This window comes from Cellulomonas sp. PhB143, assembly GCF_003752595.1.
GTDB lineage: Bacteria > Actinomycetota > Actinomycetes > Actinomycetales > Cellulomonadaceae > Paraoerskovia.
Map to the genome: position 1 here is coordinate 221077 of NZ_RKIJ01000013.1, position 16585 is coordinate 237661.

20 protein-coding genes are annotated in these 16585 nt (G+C 73.8%); 5 read left to right on the top strand and 15 right to left on the bottom strand.

Annotation, left to right across the window (positions count from 1 at the left end; translation table 11 throughout):
• Nucleotides 1-7: 7 nt before the first annotated feature.
• Entirely contained in the window at nt 8-559 is a 552-nt protein-coding gene (locus tag EDF32_RS11165; RefSeq protein WP_123308739.1) for a DinB family protein, read from the bottom strand.
• A 105-nt stretch (nt 560-664) separates the two neighbouring features.
• Between EDF32_RS11165 and EDF32_RS11170 the strand changes: the two genes are divergently transcribed.
• Nucleotides 665-1252: an alpha/beta hydrolase gene (locus EDF32_RS11170; RefSeq protein ID WP_148061596.1), complete on the top strand. Its 588-nt coding sequence runs from the start codon at nt 665-667 to the stop codon at nt 1250-1252.
• A gap of 89 nt (nt 1253-1341) precedes the next feature.
• Nucleotides 1342-2415: a tyrosine-type recombinase/integrase gene (locus tag EDF32_RS11175; protein WP_123308612.1), complete on the top strand. Its 1074-nt coding sequence runs from the start codon at nt 1342-1344 to the stop codon at nt 2413-2415.
• On the opposite strand, the gene EDF32_RS11180 is transcribed toward EDF32_RS11175, so the two are convergent.
• A complete protein-coding gene (locus EDF32_RS11180; RefSeq protein ID WP_123308613.1) occupies nt 2371-2898 on the bottom strand; it encodes a DUF6328 family protein in 528 nt (175 codons plus the stop codon). The two genes, EDF32_RS11175 and EDF32_RS11180, sit on opposite strands and share 45 nt — an antisense overlap.
• A 134-nt stretch (nt 2899-3032) precedes the next feature.
• On the opposite strand from EDF32_RS11180, the gene EDF32_RS11185 reads away from it, so the two are divergent.
• Nucleotides 3033-3302: a Rho termination factor N-terminal domain-containing protein gene (locus EDF32_RS11185; RefSeq protein ID WP_123308740.1), complete on the top strand. Its 270-nt coding sequence runs from the start codon at nt 3033-3035 to the stop codon at nt 3300-3302.
• A 92-nt stretch (nt 3303-3394) separates the two neighbouring features.
• A complete protein-coding gene (locus EDF32_RS11190; protein ID WP_233565867.1) occupies nt 3395-4678 on the top strand; it encodes a phosphatidylserine/phosphatidylglycerophosphate/cardiolipin synthase family protein in 1284 nt (427 codons plus the stop codon).
• Between the two features lie 18 nt (nt 4679-4696).
• On the opposite strand, the gene EDF32_RS14600 is transcribed toward EDF32_RS11190, so the two are convergent.
• From EDF32_RS14600 to EDF32_RS11235, 10 genes are all read right to left on the bottom strand, one after another.
• Nucleotides 4697-4840, bottom strand: a complete 144-nt coding sequence (locus EDF32_RS14600) for a hypothetical protein (protein WP_158614091.1) — start codon at nt 4838-4840, stop codon at nt 4697-4699.
• A gap of 159 nt (nt 4841-4999) precedes the next feature.
• Entirely contained in the window at nt 5000-6715 is a 1716-nt protein-coding gene (phoA, locus tag EDF32_RS11195) for an alkaline phosphatase (RefSeq protein WP_123308615.1), read from the bottom strand.
• 128 nt (nt 6716-6843) lie between these two features.
• Nucleotides 6844-7437 carry a MerR family transcriptional regulator gene (locus tag EDF32_RS11200; RefSeq protein ID WP_123308616.1) on the bottom strand — a complete coding sequence of 198 codons (594 nt, stop codon included), beginning with the start codon at nt 7435-7437 and terminating at the stop codon, nt 6844-6846.
• 143 nt (nt 7438-7580) lie between these two features.
• Nucleotides 7581-8063, bottom strand: coding sequence for a bifunctional nuclease family protein (locus EDF32_RS11205; protein WP_233565868.1), 483 nt, complete (start codon nt 8061-8063; stop codon nt 7581-7583).
• A 71-nt stretch (nt 8064-8134) separates the two neighbouring features.
• A complete protein-coding gene (locus tag EDF32_RS11210) occupies nt 8135-8890 on the bottom strand; it encodes a MerR family transcriptional regulator (protein ID WP_233565869.1) in 756 nt (251 codons plus the stop codon).
• Nucleotides 8887-9372, bottom strand: a complete 486-nt coding sequence (locus EDF32_RS11215) for an FHA domain-containing protein (protein WP_123308617.1) — start codon at nt 9370-9372, stop codon at nt 8887-8889. Before EDF32_RS11215 ends, EDF32_RS11210 begins: the two co-directional genes overlap by 4 nt.
• 136 nt (nt 9373-9508) lie before the next feature.
• Entirely contained in the window at nt 9509-10555 is a 1047-nt protein-coding gene (locus EDF32_RS11220; protein WP_123308618.1) for a DUF881 domain-containing protein, read from the bottom strand.
• A gap of 5 nt (nt 10556-10560) precedes the next feature.
• Complete coding sequence (locus EDF32_RS11225; protein WP_123308619.1) at nt 10561-10893, bottom strand: small basic family protein; 333 nt, start codon at nt 10891-10893, stop codon at nt 10561-10563.
• Nucleotides 10890-11825, bottom strand: a complete 936-nt coding sequence (locus tag EDF32_RS11230) for a DUF881 domain-containing protein (protein WP_123308620.1) — start codon at nt 11823-11825, stop codon at nt 10890-10892. Before EDF32_RS11230 ends, EDF32_RS11225 begins: the two co-directional genes overlap by 4 nt.
• The gene (locus tag EDF32_RS11235; protein ID WP_233565870.1) at nt 11822-12475 is read right to left on the bottom strand and encodes a CDP-alcohol phosphatidyltransferase family protein; all 654 of its coding nucleotides are present in this window, start codon (nt 12473-12475) and stop codon (nt 11822-11824) included. The genes EDF32_RS11230 and EDF32_RS11235 overlap by 4 nt, the downstream gene beginning before the upstream one ends.
• A 290-nt stretch (nt 12476-12765) precedes the next feature.
• On the opposite strand from EDF32_RS11235, the gene EDF32_RS11240 reads away from it, so the two are divergent.
• Nucleotides 12766-14760, top strand: a complete 1995-nt coding sequence (locus tag EDF32_RS11240) for a DEAD/DEAH box helicase (protein WP_123308622.1) — start codon at nt 12766-12768, stop codon at nt 14758-14760.
• 82 nt (nt 14761-14842) lie between these two features.
• Here the strand turns inward: EDF32_RS11240 and EDF32_RS11245 are convergent, their stop codons facing one another.
• The 3 genes from EDF32_RS11245 to EDF32_RS11255 form a co-directional block, all read right to left on the bottom strand.
• Nucleotides 14843-15316 (bottom strand): PH domain-containing protein, encoded by a 474-nt coding sequence (locus EDF32_RS11245; RefSeq protein WP_123308623.1) that lies wholly within the window; start codon nt 15314-15316, stop codon nt 14843-14845.
• A gap of 28 nt (nt 15317-15344) precedes the next feature.
• Nucleotides 15345-16196, bottom strand: coding sequence for an ATP phosphoribosyltransferase (gene hisG, locus EDF32_RS11250; RefSeq protein ID WP_123308624.1), 852 nt, complete (start codon nt 16194-16196; stop codon nt 15345-15347).
• Between the two features lie 68 nt (nt 16197-16264).
• Nucleotides 16265-16528, bottom strand: a complete 264-nt coding sequence (locus tag EDF32_RS11255) for a phosphoribosyl-ATP diphosphatase (protein WP_123308625.1) — start codon at nt 16526-16528, stop codon at nt 16265-16267.
• Nucleotides 16529-16585: the final 57 nt, after the last annotated feature.

Here is a 16585-nt window from a genome sequence, read left to right on the forward strand (position 1 = left end):
GGCGGGCTCAGTATCCGGTGCGGCCGTCGACGGCCTCGCGCAAAAGGTCCATGTGTCCCAGGTGCCGCGCGTACTCCTCGACGAGGTGCACCAGGATCCAGCGGAGGTTGACCTCCTTGCCGCGCCGCAGGCCGCGGGCGGGCACGTCGAGGTCGCGCCATCCCGCCGCGACGGCACGGGTCCGCGCCACCTCCGCGCGGTACGCCTCGACGTCCGCGGCCGCGGTGCGGGGGTCGACGTCGTCGAAGTCCCCGTCCCGGCTCTCGACCGTGCAGTAGTAGTCGGGGACGTCCTGCTCGTCCACCAGGACGACCCTCAGCCAGTAGGCCTCGACCTCGGTCAGGTGCCGGACGACGCCCACCAGGCTCATGGTCGACGGCGGCACCGAGCGCCGGCACAGCTGCTCGGCGTCCAGGTCGGCGATCTTCAGCAGGACCGTCTCGCGGTACAGGTCCAGCCAGTGGTCCAGGACGGCCCGCTCGTCCCCGGACATGGGGCCGTCCGTGCGCGCGTCGACGACCCCCGTGACGACGAGGGGTCCGTTCTCGGTCTGTGTCATGGCGGCGACGCTCGCACGCGCCGTGGCCACGCACAAGGGCAATACGGCACCACGACGAGCGCCGCCCGCCTTGCCCGCCCGGCCATGACCCTCGAGGATCTCGGCATGAGCGACCACGAGGTGCAGGTCCTTGCCGGTGACCCGGCGCGGGTGGCGACCGTCCTGCCAGGTTCCGGGTACACGGCCGCCGCTCCGCTGCTCGCGTACCCGAGCACGGCGCTGCACGACGCAGGCTGGACGGTACGGCAGGTGCACTGGGCTCTCGCGCCGTCGGGCGACGCCGGGTGGGCGCGGGCACGGGAGGTGTACGCAGCCACCCTGCGCGACGCGGTGCGCGCCGCACCGGGCGCCGCGCACGTCGTCGTGGCGAAGTCGCTCGGGACCCTCGCGATGCCCGCGGCGCTGGAGCTGGGGATGGTCGGCGCCTGGCTGACCCCGGTCCTCGACGGCTCGCTCGCGTCGGAGGTGCGGGCGGCCACCGCCGGGCTCGCAGCGCAGCACCTGCTCGCCGGCGGCACGGCCGATGCGATGTGGGACGGCGCCCTGGCCCGCGCCTCGCGGGCCAAGGTCCTCGAGGTGGACGGCGCGGACCACGCCCTCGAGGTGCCGGGCGCGTGGCGCCGGTCCCTCGACGCGCTCGCCGAGATCACCGCCGCCGTCGAGCTCCTCGCGGCAAGTGTCGCCGCGTCCTGAGCCGCCACCGAGGACGGCGCCGTCCTCGGTGTCCGAGGCTGCCCGTATGGTCCGGTGTGTCCGTAGCGGGTGTGCGAAGGGAACCAACGGTGGCGAGTCCTCCACGCGTCGAGCGCCTGACGGTGGCGCAGGCCGTCGACGCCTACCTGGCGGCGGTGGCCTCGCAGACCGCCCGCGGCGTGCTGGCTCCGACGACGCAGCGCAGCTACGAGCGCGACCTGCGCGAGCTCGTGCGCCTGGTCGGACCGGACGTGGTGCTCGACGACCTGGAGGGGCCGGACGTCGACGACGCCCTGGTCCGCTACCAGGCCACGCCGGACGGCCGGTTCCGGGACCCCTCCTCCCCCGCCGCGCGCGCCGGGCGCTCGCCGGCGACCGTGAACCGGTTCCGTCAGTCGCTCTCGAGGTTCTTCTCCCACGCGGCGCTGCACGGGTGGGTCCAGGTCGACCCGTTCCGCTGGGCCGCGCCCCCGGCCCGCGTGCGGGGCGGGCTCCGCACCGCACGCACCGCGCTCTCGGGCACGGCTGCCCGGTCCCTGCTCGTGGCGGCCGACGACGAGGCGCGGCCCGGGCGCGCCGACCAGGACCTGTCGGCGCGCGACCGCCTCGTGGTGGCCCTGCTCCTGATCCTCGGCCCCCGCGTGTCGGAGCTGGTGCGCGCCGACGTCGACGACCTCGTGCGCGAGCCCGGCGAGACGAGGTGGCGCATCCACGGCAAGGGCGGCGGCGTGCGCACGGTCACGCTCTCGCCCCACCTCGTGACCGCGTTGGACGCCTACCTCACCGCCTCCCGGCCGGCGCTCGCCGCGCGCCGGCCCCATGACCCCGACACGAGGCGCGCCCTCTTCCTCACCTGGCGCGGGCGCCGGCTGGACACGCAAGGCGTGCGGGCGCTCGTGTCGCGGGCGGTGGCGCGCATGCCGGCGGCCTACCGGCGCGAGACGACCCCGCACGCGCTGCGCCACACGACGGCGACCGTCCTGGTCGCGGACGGCTGGGACGTCAAGGTCGTGGCCGAGCTGCTCGGGCACGCGTCGATCGCGACGACCGGCGTCTACCTCGACCGCATCGAGGGGGAGCTCGCCGCGGCCATCAGGGCGCACCCGCTCACGCCGGCCTCACCCCTCGGGCGGGACCCGCGGGGCGTCCCGGCTGAGCCGTAGCGGCAGGACGAGCCACAGGACGACGAGACCGAGCAGCACCGCCCCGCCGGCGACCAGTCCCGCCGCGCGGCCCGCGACGACGTCGAACAGCAGCTCCACGCACCCGGCGATGACGAGGCCGAGCGCGACCAGCCCCGCCCGCGCCAGCCGGTCCGCGGTCGCCACGAGCGTGCGCCTGCGGTGCCGGCGGAACAGGACGCGGTGCAGGCTCACCGGCGCGATGACGAACCCCGTGGCGACCGCGGCGAGCAGGACCAGGGCGAGGTACACGCCGCGCTGGACCGCGTCCAGCTCGCCGAAGCGCGAGGAGAACGGGATCGTGAGCAGGAACCCGGTGAGGATCTGGATCCCCGTCTGCGCGACCCGCAGCTCCTGGAGCAGTTCTGCCCAGTTGCGGTCCATCTGCTGGTCGGGGGTCTCGTTCCGGCCATCGGGAGCCGCCGAGGGCGAGGCGCTCGCGGGCGAGCTCGGTTCCGGGTCCATGGCCCCGATCGTCCCGGAGACGGCATGCTGCCGCACGCCGGTGCGCCGCCGACGTGCGGCTCCTCGTGCGAACGGTGCCGGCGGCGGACATCCTGGCAGGGAAGGAGCGCACCCACGGATTCGAGGAGGCCACGATGCCAGGGCGTCGACCGGGACCGAGCGTCAAGGACCCCGAGCTGTACGAGAAGCTGCGTGACGAGGGCAGCTCCAAGGAGAAGTCCGCGCGCGTCGCCAACGCCGCGGCCAGCTCGTCCCGCAGCACGGTGGGCAGGAAGGGCGGCGAGTCACCGTCCTACGACGACTGGACGGTGGCCGACCTCAAGGGCCGGGCCGCCGAGCTCGGCATCGAGGGACGCTCCACGATGCGCAAGTCCGAGCTGATCGACGCGCTGCGCCACCACTGACGCGCGCCGCGCCGTGGGGCAGGCCCTCCGCCGCCCCACGGCTCCGGGAGGCGGCGGGCGTGCCCGCAGTCGCGCACAGTAGTGTTCCGACCGTGCCCACATTCGACGAAGTCTTCCCGCGCACCGGCGCTCTCCGCCGGTCCCTGTCCGCCCGAGCGCGCCGGGCCGCCACGCGCGGCGCCATGATCGCAGCCGCGACGCCGTTCGCCGTCGCGGCCGCGATCATGGCGAGCGACGCCGTCCGGCGCCGCAGCCGGCCGTTGACGGGCAAGTTCCCCGTCACTCCCCCGGCCGACCGCCCCGTCGGGGAGAACACCGCGCGCGTGTACACCTTCGGCGAGGACGTCTTCGCCGACATGCTCGAGGCGATCCGCGGTGCCCGCCGCACGGTGATGCTCGAGACGTACATCTGGAAGGACGACCAGGTCGGCCGGGAGTTCAAGACCGCCGTCGAGGACGCGGCGGCCCGTGGCGTCGACGTCTACGTCGTCTTCGACGGCTTCGCCAACCTCGTGGTGCCGCGCAGCTTCCTCACGTTCGCCGACGACGTGCACACGCTCCGCTTCCCCGCGTACCGTCCGGGCTCGCTGCTGCTGAACGTGCGCAAGTCCGGCCGCGACCACCGCAAGCTCCTCGTCGTCGACGACGAGATCGGGTTCGTCGGCGGGTTCAACATCGGCGCCGACTACGCGAACCAGTGGCGCGACACGCACACCCGCCTGGTCGGCCCGGCCGTGTGGGAGCTGCGCAACGCGTTCGTCGACTTCTGGAACCTGCACCGCGACGACGACGAGCCGCTGCTCGAGGACCCGGGGTCCCCGGTGTGGGACCCGAGCGTCCGCGCCGCCCGCAACGCCCCGGCGCGCCTCACGTTCCCGATCCGCAACCTGTACCTGGACGCCATCGACCGCGCGACGAGCAGCATCTCGATCACGCAGGCGTACTTCATCCCGGACCGCGAGATCCTCGGGGGCCTCCTGCAGGCCGCCGCCCGCGGCGTCGACGTGCGGGTCATCGTGCCCGAGCGCTCCAACCACGTCCTCGCCGACTGGCTGGCCCGCGGGCACTTCACCACCCTCCTCGAGGGCGGGGTGCGCATCTTCCTGTTCCGCGACGCCATGGTGCACGCCAAGACCGCCACGGTCGACGGCACGTGGACCACGATCGGGACGGCGAACATCGACCGGCTCTCGCTCACCGGCAACTACGAGGTCAACATCGAGGTCGTCGAGCCGGCGCTCGCGGAGCAGATGGGCGCAATCTTCGAGACGGACCTGTCCAACTGCCGAGAGCTGACCCTCGACGAGTGGACCGCCCGACCGGTCGTCGCGAAGCTGTCGGAGTGGACGCTGCAGCCCCTGCGCCCCCTGCTCTGAACGGTCCGACGCCGACCGTCAGCGGTCGGCGTCGGCCACCTCCTCCTCGGGTCGGGGCGGGACCGTCTCGTCGTCCTCGAGCAGGTGGGGCTCGTCGTACTCGGGGTGCTCGCGCGGCACCCGGGGCGTCCCCTCGGCGTGCCGCTCGTCGGGAGTGCTCATCTCGGACCTCCGCAGGCTAGGCGCCGGCGGGCCGTCGGACCCGCCCGTAGCCCTCACGGTAGACGGGTGCCCCCGGGCCTGCCAGCAGGGTCGCGGCGGGCCCGGGGACACCCCGGAGGACCTGACGCGCGCACCTGTGGTGCGCGCGTCGTGCGCAGGTCAGTGGTTGCGGATCTCCAGGTCCAGCACCTTCTCGGTGGTGCGGCCGTCGATCCCCACGGCGTCGATCTTCAGCGAGTACGTCCCGTCCGGGTAGTCGCGCGTGTCGATCTTCAGGGTCGGCTTGCTCCCGGCGTTGGTGCTGCCCGGCGCCTTGGTGTTGTCCGTCTTCCACACCCCGCCCTGGTTGAGCTCGATGTAGGTGTACTTCGCCGGCGCGTCGAGGGTGACCACGAAGGTCTTGTTCCCGCGCAGGACCGCCCCGTCGTTGATGTTCACGCTGCGGATCTCCGGCGCGCCCGGCAGCTCCTTGTCCGGGTCGAGCCGGAGCGTGTCGCGCATGGTGAAGAACAGATCCGTCTGGTCCGTGAGCCCGACGACGTTCGCCGCGCCCGGCCCGTACGCCGCGATCCGCACCTGCGTGCCCGTGTGGTCCTGCGAGCCGCCCTCGGGGGCGGTGCCGTAGGCCATCGTCATCGGCGCGCCGTCGGCCGTGAGCAGCGTGCGCGTGAGGCCCGGGGTCGTCGTGCCCGGGTAGACGATCTGGCTCGAGTGGCCGTGGTCGGCCGTGACGAACACCGACGTGTTCCCGTCCTGCTCCGCGAAGGCCAGCGCCGCGGCGACGGCGTCGTCGAAGGCGACCGTCTCGCCGATCTGCGCGCAGGGGTTGGCGGCGTGGTCCTGCTTGTCGATGCTCGCGCCCTCGACCTGCAGGAAGAAGCCCTTCTTCGCGGACGGGGCGTCGAGCAGGTCGATCGCCTTCGTCGTCATCGCCTTCAGGGTCGGCACGGCGGCGGTGTGGGCGGGGTTCGCGGCGCAACGGATCGGCGCCTCCGTCCCGCCGGTGCGCGTCGCGGGGGCTCCGTTCCACTCCGTCGGCATGTTCCCGCCGGAGAAGAGCCCGAGCAGCGGCGCCGACTGGTCGGCGCGGGTCGCCCCGGACAGGCCCGCGGCGTCGGTGACGACGTCGAACCCGCGCGCGTCGGCCTGCTGCATGAGCGTCTTGCCCTTCCACTGCCCGGCGCGGGCGGTGTCGGCGAACGAGGCGGCGCCGCCGCCGAGAGTGACGTCCGGCCGGGTGTTCAGCAGCTGCTCGGTGATCGATCCCGGTCCCCCGGTCTCGAGCCGGTCCGCGTCGGTGCAGGCGCTCGAGCTCGGCGCGTAGCAGCCGCGGTCGCTGACGTGGGAGACGAGGACGGCGGGCGTCGCGTCCTGGAGCTCGGCGGTCGAGACGTCGCCGGTGCGCAGGCCGTTGGCCTTGGCCATCTCGAGGACGGTCTTCTGCGCGGCCCCGTCGACGTCGACGGAGATCGCGCCGTTGTAGGTCTTCGTGCCGGTGGACCAGCCGCTGCCCGACGCCGCCGAGTCCGTCACGTAGTCGGGCTCATGGGTCGAGCGGTCGAGGGAGTACGTCGTGTACTGCCCGGTCACCGGGACGCCGTCGATGCCGGGGAGCCTGCCGGCCGCCCCGTACTGGTAGTTGCGCGCGGCCGTGATCTCGGAGTCGCCCATCCCGTCGCCGATGAGCAGGATGACGTTCCTCGCGGCGCCGCCCCGGAGCTCGGCCCGCACGGTGCTGGTCTGGTCGCCGGCGATGCGGCGGGCGTCGCCGTTGCCGGTGAGGTCGGCGCTGACCGCGTACCCGGCGGCTGCGCCGAGGACGAGGACGCCGGCGAGGGCTGACGACAGGACGGTCCGCTGTGCTGTGAGGCGCACAGGAGTTCTCCTTCAGGTCGAACGTGACGCGACGGGTGTCGCGGGCAACAGTCGACCGTGCGCAGGTGTCCTGGCGGTGAAGGGAACGGGACGGTGCGCGGAACGTCGCGCGATCGGACGGTGCGGGATCAGACCGCGCGGGGGCGGTTGCGGCGCCGTGCCGCGAGCTCGTCGCCCGGGATCTCGGGCGCGGCGGCGTCCTCGTCGAGGTGCTCGGTGGGCAGCTCGCTGAGCGTTCCCTCGATCTCACGCCACACGCGTCCCACGGCGATGCCGAACACGCCCTGGCCGCCCTGCACCAGGTCGACGACCTCGTCGGCGGACGTGCACTCGTACACGCTGGCGCCGTCGCTCATCAGGGTGATCTTCGCGAGGTCCTCGACGCCGCGTTCGCGCAGCGCCGTGACGGCCGTGCGGATCTGCTGGAGGGAGACCCCGGTGTCCAGCAGCCGCTTGACGACCTTGAGCACCAGGATGTCCCGGAACCCGTACAGCCGATGGGTGCCCGAGCCGGTGGCGCTGCGCACGGACGGCTCGACGAGGCCCGTGCGGGCCCAGTAGTCGAGCTGGCGGTACGTGATGCCCGCCGCGCGGCACGCCGTCGGTCCCCGGTAGCCCGTGCCGGCGTCGTGCTCGGTGACGTCCTCACCGAACAAGAGGCCCTGGGCGCCCAGAGGAACCGCGGGTCCGCCGTCGGCGCTCAGGTTCCCGCTCGTGCTCACGGTGCCTCCAAGAATCGTCCACCACGTGCCGCCGTCCGGGACTGCGTGGACCGTCGACAACCTTCAACGTCTGCCTCAACCTTAGGACCTGGAACGGTCCTGACCGGCCGGACGCGCCGTGACGCGCCGGGCCGGGACGTGCCTCACGCGAAGTCCTCCGGCGCCAGACCCTCGAGGAACTCCCGGAACCGTTCGAGGTCGCGGCGCTGCGCCGTCGTGACGACCTCGACGCCCGACGTAGCGACCACCTCGGCCGAGCACAGCAGCGCACAGCCGGTGCGCACGGTGAGCGCGATCGCGTCCGACGCCCGCGAGTCCAGCCTGCGCCCGTTGCTCAGCACGAGCTCGGCGTAGAAGACGCCGTCGTCCAGGGCGACGATCTCCGCGTGGTCCAGCGAGACCCCGGTCGCGGCGAGCACGTCGCAGAGCAGGTCGTGGGTCATCGGCCGGGGCGGGACGTGCCCGCCCTGGGCGCTCGCGATCGCGTTCGCCTCGCGCGGACCGATGACGATCGGCACCACCAGCTCCGACGACCCGTCGAGGAGCAGCACGACGATCTCGTGCTCGGTCTGGCGCTGGCGGACGCCGAGCACGTCGACGGAGACCATCGGGACGTCGTCGCTCACGCGTCAACCGTACGACTGCCGGGCCGAGATCGTCAGGTGGAACGAGAGGTCCGCCGGCGCGGGCGGTGCGCTCAGGAGCCGATGTCGGCGATGCCCTGGCGCACCCACGTGGTGTGCAGCCGGGCGCACAGCTCGCCGACCTCGGCGGCGACCGTCGCGGCGTGCGCCCGGGAGGAGGGCGACTGCTGGCCGCGCCACGGCGCGACCACCTGCTGGACCAGGCCGAGGTGGCGGTCCGACGCGGTGCGCAGGGACCGCAGGTGCCGCGCCTGGATCCCGTGCTCGGCGAGTGCCGCGGCGACCGTCACGAGCTCGACCGCGAAGGCGTCGTAGCGGCCCGACGACGTCGGGGCGACGACGCCCGCCTCGACCAGCCCGGAGACCATCGCGGGGTCGGCGCCCGTCGCCGCGCACAGCGCCTCGAGCGTGTAGCGCTCCTGGGCGGTCTCGCGCTCACCGTCGGCCGTCGCCGGGCGGGGGCCGGGAGCGGCGTCCAGGATGCCGCTGTCCAGCTCGACGAGCCGCTCCTTGATGACCTTCAGGGGCAGGTAGCTGTCCCGCTGCTGCGTGAGCACGTAGCGCAGCCGCTCCACGTCCGCGGGGCTGTACTGCCGGTACCCGGACGTCGTGCGGACGGGCTCGATCAGGCCCTGCTCCTCGAGGAACCGCAGCTTGGAGTGGCTGACCCCCGGGAACTCGGGGCGCAGGTCGCCGAGCACGTCGGAGATGCGCATCGAGGCGCGCCGCGAGATCCCCTGGGGCCACGGCTCCGGGCCGGGGGCGCCGTCGGGCCGGACGGCGCGCGCGGCGTTCGAGGCACCGCTCACGCGCGCTCCGACGTCCCGTCCGCGGCACCGGCCGCCGATCGGGGGCTGGCGTGGAACGTCAGGCGGAACTTGCCGATCTGCACCTCGTCGCCCGTGGACAGGAGCGCGGCGTCGATGCGCGCCCGGTTGAGGTAGGTGCCGTTGAGGGAGCCGATGTCCCGCACCACGAACCCGTCCCCGTCGCGGACGAACTCGGCGTGCTTGCGTGAGACCGTCACGTCGTCGAGGAAGATGTCTGCGCTCTCGCTGCGTCCCGCCACCGTGCGGGGGGCGTCGAGCAGGAAGCGCGAGCCGGCACCGGGCCCCCGCTGCATGATGAGCAGGGCGGAGTGGCTGGGCAGCGCCGCGATGGCGGCCTGCTCGGCCGACGAGAGGTCTCCGCGCTGGGTCGACTCCTCGACGACGACCGGCTCCACCCGACCCAGACGCATCGTCGTGTCGTTGCCCGGCCGCTGCGGGTCGTGCTCTTCGGGGCCTGCCATGTCGCCTCCTCGGCATGTCCGGTGACCTCGGTCACCGGTGCTGTCCTGACGCCGCAAACTACTACACCTTAGGACCCCGTGGGGTCCGGCGTCACCCGCGCACAGGCCGGCGGGCGCCGTCGCCGGCCCCGGGCGCTCAGGAGCCCGCCGGATCGGGCACCGGGGTGGCGAACTGCGGGTCGGTCGGCGTGCGCGTCGAGTCGATCTCGACCTCGTCGAGCTGGCGGATGGTGTCCTGCGCGCCCTTGTTGCGCACCGCGGCCATCGCTCCCCCGACGATCTGCAGCGCGGTCTCGAGCGTGGGCGGGTCCCCGATCGCCTTCCAGCGGTACGGCGAGGAGATCTTCGTGCCGTCGACGACGAGGTCGCCGTCGACCCGTTCGAAGTAGCTGCTCGCCACGATCCGCACGCCGTTGATCTCGACGACCTCGGCGCCGGCGTTGCGCAGCTCCTCGAGGATGTTGAACATCGTCGCCGCGGGGATCTTCTCCCCCGACTCGATCACCGTGACGTCCACGCCCGGGCCCTTCGCCGGGAGCCGGCCCGCGAGGATGCCCTCGGTGGTGGCCTGCTCCTCGGCGAGGTCGAGGGCGGCCTGCTTGCCCGCCGCGCCCGAGCGCAGCTCGTCGCGGGTGGACTCGAGGTCGCGCACCTGCGACTCGAGCAGCTCGGAACGTTGCGTGACGTCGTCGAGCAGCGGGACCAGCTCCGACTGGCGCAGCGTCGACAGGTCGTCGCCCTGGTTGGCGCTCACCTGGACGACGAGCGCGAAGCCCAGGACACCGCAGAGGAGCCCGGCGAGGACCTGGGCGCGCGAGCGGTGCGGACGCAGCGCGCGGAACAGGCCGGTCCACCCTCCCGGCGGCGCGTCCCCCGGCGCCGGGCGCTCGTGGCGGCCGTGGCCGACGTGCGGCTCCGGGGTCGGCGCCCGCTCCTGCGGGGCGACGTCGTCCGCCTCCGCCGGTGTGTCCTCGACGTCCGCCGGCGTGTCGTCGACCTCCGTCGGTGTGTCCTCGACGTCCGCCGGTGCGCCGTCCGCCTCCGTCGGCACATCCTCCGCCGGACCGTCGCCGGTCGTGGCCTCGCCGTCGGGCTCCGCCGCGGCACGGCCGTCCGGTGCCACGTCCGGCGCGCCCGACCCGGGCACCGCCGGGCCGACGGCCCGCTCGTCGTCGTCCGCCATGCCGGTCAGGCCTTGAACAGGTGGCGGCGGATCGCCGCCGCGTTGGAGAAGATCCTGATCCCGAGGACGACGACGACGCCCGTGGACATCTGCGATCCGACGCCGAGCTGGTCGCCGAGGAACACGATCAACGCGGCCACGACGACGTTCGACAGGAACGAGACGATGAAGACCTTCTCGTCGAAGAGACCGTCCAGCTTCGCGCGCAGGCCGCCGAACAGGGCGTCGAGCGCAGCGATGACCGCGATCGGCAGGTACGGCGCGACGGCGGCCGGGACGGAGGGCTGGAGCAGCAGGCCCGCGACGACCCCGACGATCAGACCGACGACTGCGATCACTGCCCGTACCCCTGGTCCTCGTCCGACGTCGGTCCACCGGCGGCCGGCGTGGCGTCGCCGCTGCCGTCGGTCGCGGGCGATTCTACGGGCCTCGCGTAGCGCAGCCGAACGGAGTCGTCACCGGGCACGTCCAGCTCGCTCTGGCCCACCGTCGAGCTCTGGATGCCGAAGTTCGTCAGCGAGACCATCCAGTCCCCCGCGGGCGAGCGTGCGAGCCCGCTCTGCAGCTTCCCGGGGTCGCCGATCGCGACGACCGAGTACGGGCTGCTCACCGGCTGGAGGTTGACCAGAATCGCGTCGCCCGCGCTGCGCACGGCCGTCACGGGCGTCAGCCGCTGGTCGTTGATCGCGACCGCCTCCGCGCCGACGGACCAGAGCGAGTTGACGACGATCTGCAGATCCAGGTCCTGCACGCGCGAGTCCGGGTCGACGTCCGCGTCCTTGAGCACGGGGGCGTCCCGCAGCGTCACCACGACCCCGGGTCCCTGGAGCGCGGTCGAGCCCGAGAGGACGCCGTCCCGGTTCAGCGTGTCCAGCAGCGACGGGCTCGCGTCGGACAGCGCGTCGGAGCGGAGCGTCTCCACCTCCGCGCCGACCTGGGAGACCCGTCTGCTGAGCGTGTCGACGTCGCCCTGGCGCTCGCTGATCTGGGACTCCAGGAGCGTCCGCGCGGCCAGCGCGGACGGCTCGGGCCGGCGCAGCTCGCGCGCGGCCACGACCGTCACCGCGCCGAGCAGCACCGCGAGCAGCCCCACCCAGATCCTCGTCACCACGCCGCGCTGCGGCCTGACGCCGCCCGTGGCGCGTCGCGCTGCCTCGTACCCCGGGTCGAGCGGATGGTCCATCACCTGGCGGAGCAGGGACATGGACGCGTCCTTGGGCGGCGGCGTCGGTGCGCCCGGTCCCGCGTCGTGCTTCTCGCTGGCCGTCACGCGTCGGCACCGCCCTGCGGGAGGGACCCGGTGTCGTCGGACCCGAGGCGTCCGCGGACCGGCTCGGCACGCGCGAGGGCGCGTGCCTGCCGCACGTACTGCACGCCGGCGACCCAGTACAGCCCGACGCCCCACCAGGCGAACGCCCAGCCGACGACCGCCGCCGCGGCCCCCAGCCAGCCCGGGACCTCCGCGAGCAGCAGCAGCGGGAAGGCGTACAGCAGCGCGAAGGTCGCGGCCTTGCCCACGAACGTCACGGCGAGCGGACCGTAGCCACGCCTCGTCAGGGCGGGCAGGACGCACAGCAGCATCACGTCCCGCACGACGATCACGAGGACGAGCCACACCGGCACGATCTCCCGCCAGGCGAGGCCGAGCAGCGTCACGAAGATGTAGAGGCGGTCGGCGGCCGGGTCGAGGACCTGCCCGAGCCGGCTCGTCTGGTTCAGCCGCCGGGCGAGCACGCCGTCCAGCCAGTCGCTCGCCCCGGAGACCGCGAGCAGGACCAGCGCCCACAGGTCCTCCTCGGCGACGATCAGGACCGCGAACACCGGGACGAGCAGCAGCCGGGCGAAGCTGATGGCGTTGGGCACGGTGAGCACGCGCGAGCTGACCTCCGGCCGGGCACCGCCCGCCGCACCTGCCCCCACGCCAGCTCCCGTCCCACCGCGCGACCCCCTGCGGATCGTCGACGCGCCCATCCTACGGACCGGGCGCCTGTGTCGGACCTCACCGCACCCGTCGGCCGCGGCACTGTCGCCGTCGGCGCCCGTCGAGTAGAGTGGAGACATCCCCTTGGAGTTCGTCGCTGTTCCCGCGTGTTCGTGTGCGCGTGACGTGAAGTCACGCATGTGTGTGTTCGGGAGTGCGACCTGCGGAGAACCGACCTGGTGACCGCACCCCGGCTCCGACACCCCCCACGAACGGTTCAGACTCTTCGATGACTGACGTCCGTGCGCCCCAGCGCGCCACCGACCAGACCTCCTCCACCACCGACACGACCGACACGACCGACACCAGCGTCACCGCCGTCACGGCCGACGCCACGGTCGCAGCCGTCGCCGCCGAGCCCGTCGGCCCGACGTTCGCCGACCTGGGCCTGCCCGAGGCCGTCCTCGCCGCCGTGCGCGACCTCGGCTTCGTGACGCCGTCGGCCATCCAGGCCCAGGCGATCCCGACGCTCCTCTCCGGGCGCGACATCACCGGCATCGCCCAGACCGGCACGGGCAAGACCGCCGCGTTCGGCCTGCCGATGCTCGCCGCGATCGACCCGGCGCTGCGCGCCACCCAGGCGCTCGTCCTCGCCCCGACCCGCGAGCTCGCGATGCAGGTCGCCGAGGCCATCGAGACGTTCGCCGCGCGCATGCCCGGCGTCGTCGTCGCCGCGGTGTACGGCGGCTCGCCCTTCGGGCCGCAGGCCCGGGCGCTCACCCACGGCGCGCAGATCGTGGTCGGCACCCCCGGCCGCGTCATCGACCACCTCGAGCGCGGCACCCTCAAGCTCGACGCCATCCGCTTCCTCGCGCTCGACGAGGCCGACGAGATGCTCCGCATGGGCTTCGCCGAGGACGTCGAGACGGTCTTCTCCCAGGCGCCCGCCAAGCGCCAGGTCGCGCTCTTCTCCGCGACGATGCCGCCGCAGATCCGCCGCGTCGCCCAGCACCACCTCGACAACCCCGTCGAGATCGCCGTGGCCCGCCAAGCCACGACCGTCACGAGCGTGCGCCAGACCTACGCGGTCGTGCCCTTCCGGCACAAGGCCGGCTCGCTCGCCCGGGTCCTCGCCGTCTCCGACGCCGATGCCGCCATCGTCTTCGTCCGCACCCGTGCGGCCGCCGACGAGGTCGGGGCCGCGCTCGTCGAGCGCGGCATCACCGCCGCCACGATCTCCGGCGACGTCGCCCAGAAGGACCGCGAGAAGATCGTCGAGCGCCTGCGCTCCGGCCAGGTCGACGTGCTCGTCGCCACGGACGTCGCCGCCCGCGGGCTCGACGTCGACCGCATCGGCCTCGTCGTGAACTTCGACCTGCCGAAGGAGCCCGAGGCCTACGTGCACCGCATCGGGCGCACCGGCCGCGCCGGCCGGTCCGGCACCGCGCTGTCGTTCGTCAACCCGCACGAGCGCGGGCGCCTCAAGCAGATCGAGCGCATGATCCGCGTCCAGCTCGAAGAGATCGAGATCCCCTCGCCCGCCGACGTCTCGGCCCAGCGCACCAAGAAGCTCCTCGCCAAGCTGCCCGAGCGCGTCGCCGCCGGCCGCCTGAGCATGTACACCGAGCTCGTCACCGCGCACCTCGCCGAGCACGACGGCGACCCCGTCCAGCTCGCCGCCGCGCTCGCCGCGCTCGCGGTCGGGGACGACGGCCCCCAGGCGCGCGAGGAGCAGGAGCGCTTCGAGGCCGAGCGTGCCGAGGCCCGTGCGGCGCGCCAGTCGCGCTCGAGCGACCGGGACCGCGACGAGCACCGGGCACCGCGCCGCGGCCCCCGCGACGAGGAGCGCCGCGAGCGTCGGGAGACCGGCATCCGCCGCGACGCGCAGGGCACGCGCTACCGCGTCGCCGTCGGGCACTCCCACGGCGTCGAGCCCCGCGGGATCGTCGGTGCACTGACGAACGAGGGCGGCCTGCAGGGCAAGGACCTGGGCAAGATCGACATCTTCGGCAGCTTCTCCGTCATCGACATCCTCACGCCGATGAACGAGGAGACCCTCGCCCGGATCGGTCGGGCGCGCGTGGGCGGCAAGGCGCTGCGCATCACCGTCGACCAGGGCGCCCCGACCGCTCCCCGCGCGCCGCGCGAGGGCGGCCGCGAGCAGCGCGACACCCACCGCACCGGGCACGGCCCGGCGGGCCGGCACGACGGCGGCCGCGGCGAGCGGACCGGCGGTTCCGACCGCTACGGCGACCGCCGACCGCGGTACAGCGCGAGCCGCTGACCCGGTCCCGGCCCCCGGGAGACAGCAGGGCCCCGCACCGTCCGGTGCGGGGCCCTGCTGCGTCGTCGGGCCGCGCGAGCGGTCAGGCGTTCCGGTCGGCCGGGTCCACACCCTCGCCGTGCGCCTGGGCGAGCGCCGCGAGGCGTCCGGCCTCGGCGCGCGCCCGGTCGCCGTCGGCCTGCTGCACCGCCACGACCGCGACCGTCTGGCCGTCGGAGAGGTCGAGGCGCAGCCACGGCTGGTCCGCCCCGAACCGGACCGCGACGACCTGGGTCCACTCGTAGCGCTCGGTGCGCGCGACGTTGCGCACCGTGATGCCCTCGCGGTCGACGTCGGCCCGCACGCCGCCGACGCGCCACAGGATCAGCACCACGACGAGCCCGAACACCACGAGCGAGGCGCGGTTGCCGGTGGTGGCCATCTGGCCGTGCGCGGCGGACGCCACGACCACGCACCCGACGAGCACCAGGGACCCGACGACGATCGCGGTCCAGCGCCCGTACCGGGGCCGGAACGGTGCGTAGGGGTCCGGACGCCGCCCGGGGCTGCCGCTCACAGGGTGCTCACGCGGTGCTCACGTCGGCTCAGAGCCGGCAGGCGTGGATCGAGGTGACGAGGATCGCGCGCGCACCGACGTCGTACAGCGCGTCCATCACCTGGTTGGTCTGCGAGCGGGGCACCATGGCGCGCACCGCGGCCCACTCGCTGTCGTGCAGCGGCGAGACCGTCGGCGACTCGAGCCCGGGCGTCAGCGCGACGGCGTCGTCGACGAGGGCGACCGGCACGTCGTAGTCCATGAGCACGTACTGCCGGGCGGTGAGCACGCCCTGCAGGCGGCGCGTGAGCACGTCGAGCCCGGCGGGGTCCGTGCCGTCGCCGCGCCGCTTGACGAGCACCGCCTCCGACCGCAGGATCGGCTCGCCGAACACCTCGAGACCCGCGGCGCGCAGCGTGGTCCCGGTCTCGACGACGTCGGCGATCACGTCGGCGACGCCGAGCCGGACCGAGCTCTCCACCGCCCCGTCGAGGTGCACGATCGCGGCGGGAGACACCCCCTGCTCGGCGAGGTGGTCGCGGACCAGCACGTTGTACGACGACGCGACCCGCAGACCCTCGATCTGCCCGACCTCGGTGACCGTCCCGGCGGGTGCCGCGAACCGGAACGTCGAGCCGGCGAAGCCGAGCTCGAGGTGCTCGTCGGCGGCCGCGCCGGAGTCCAGGAGCAGGTCGCGCCCGGTGATCCCGGCGTCGACGGTCCCGGCGCCGACGTAGACGGCGACGTCCCGGGGCCGCAGGAAGAAGAACTCGACGTCGTTGTCCGGGTCGGCGAGCACCAGCTCGCGGGTGTCGCGCCGCTGGCGGTAGCCCGCCTCGCGGAGCATGTCGGCGGCAGGCTCGGACAGCGAGCCCTTGTTGGGGACGGCGATGCGCAGCACGGTTCCTCGTTCGTTCGGGGTGGCGTCGGGGGCGAGGGGTGGTCGACGGCGGGACGCGCCCGGCGGCGTCACAGGTGGCGGTAGACGTCCTCGAGCGTGAGGCCCTTCGCGACCATCATCACCTGCAGGTGGTAGAGCAGCTGGGAGATCTCCTCGGCGGCCTCGGCATCGCTCTGGAACTCCGCGGCCATCCAGACCTCGGCGGCCTCCTCGACGACCTTCTTGCCGATCGCATGGATGCCGGCGTCCAGCTCTGCGACGGTCCCGGACCCCTGCGGGCGGTCACGGGCCTTCTCGGTGAGCTCGGCGAACAGCGACTCGAACGTCTTCACCCGGCCAGCCTAGTCGCACCCGCCGGGCCGCCGTGCGGAGGTCCAGGTGACGGGACC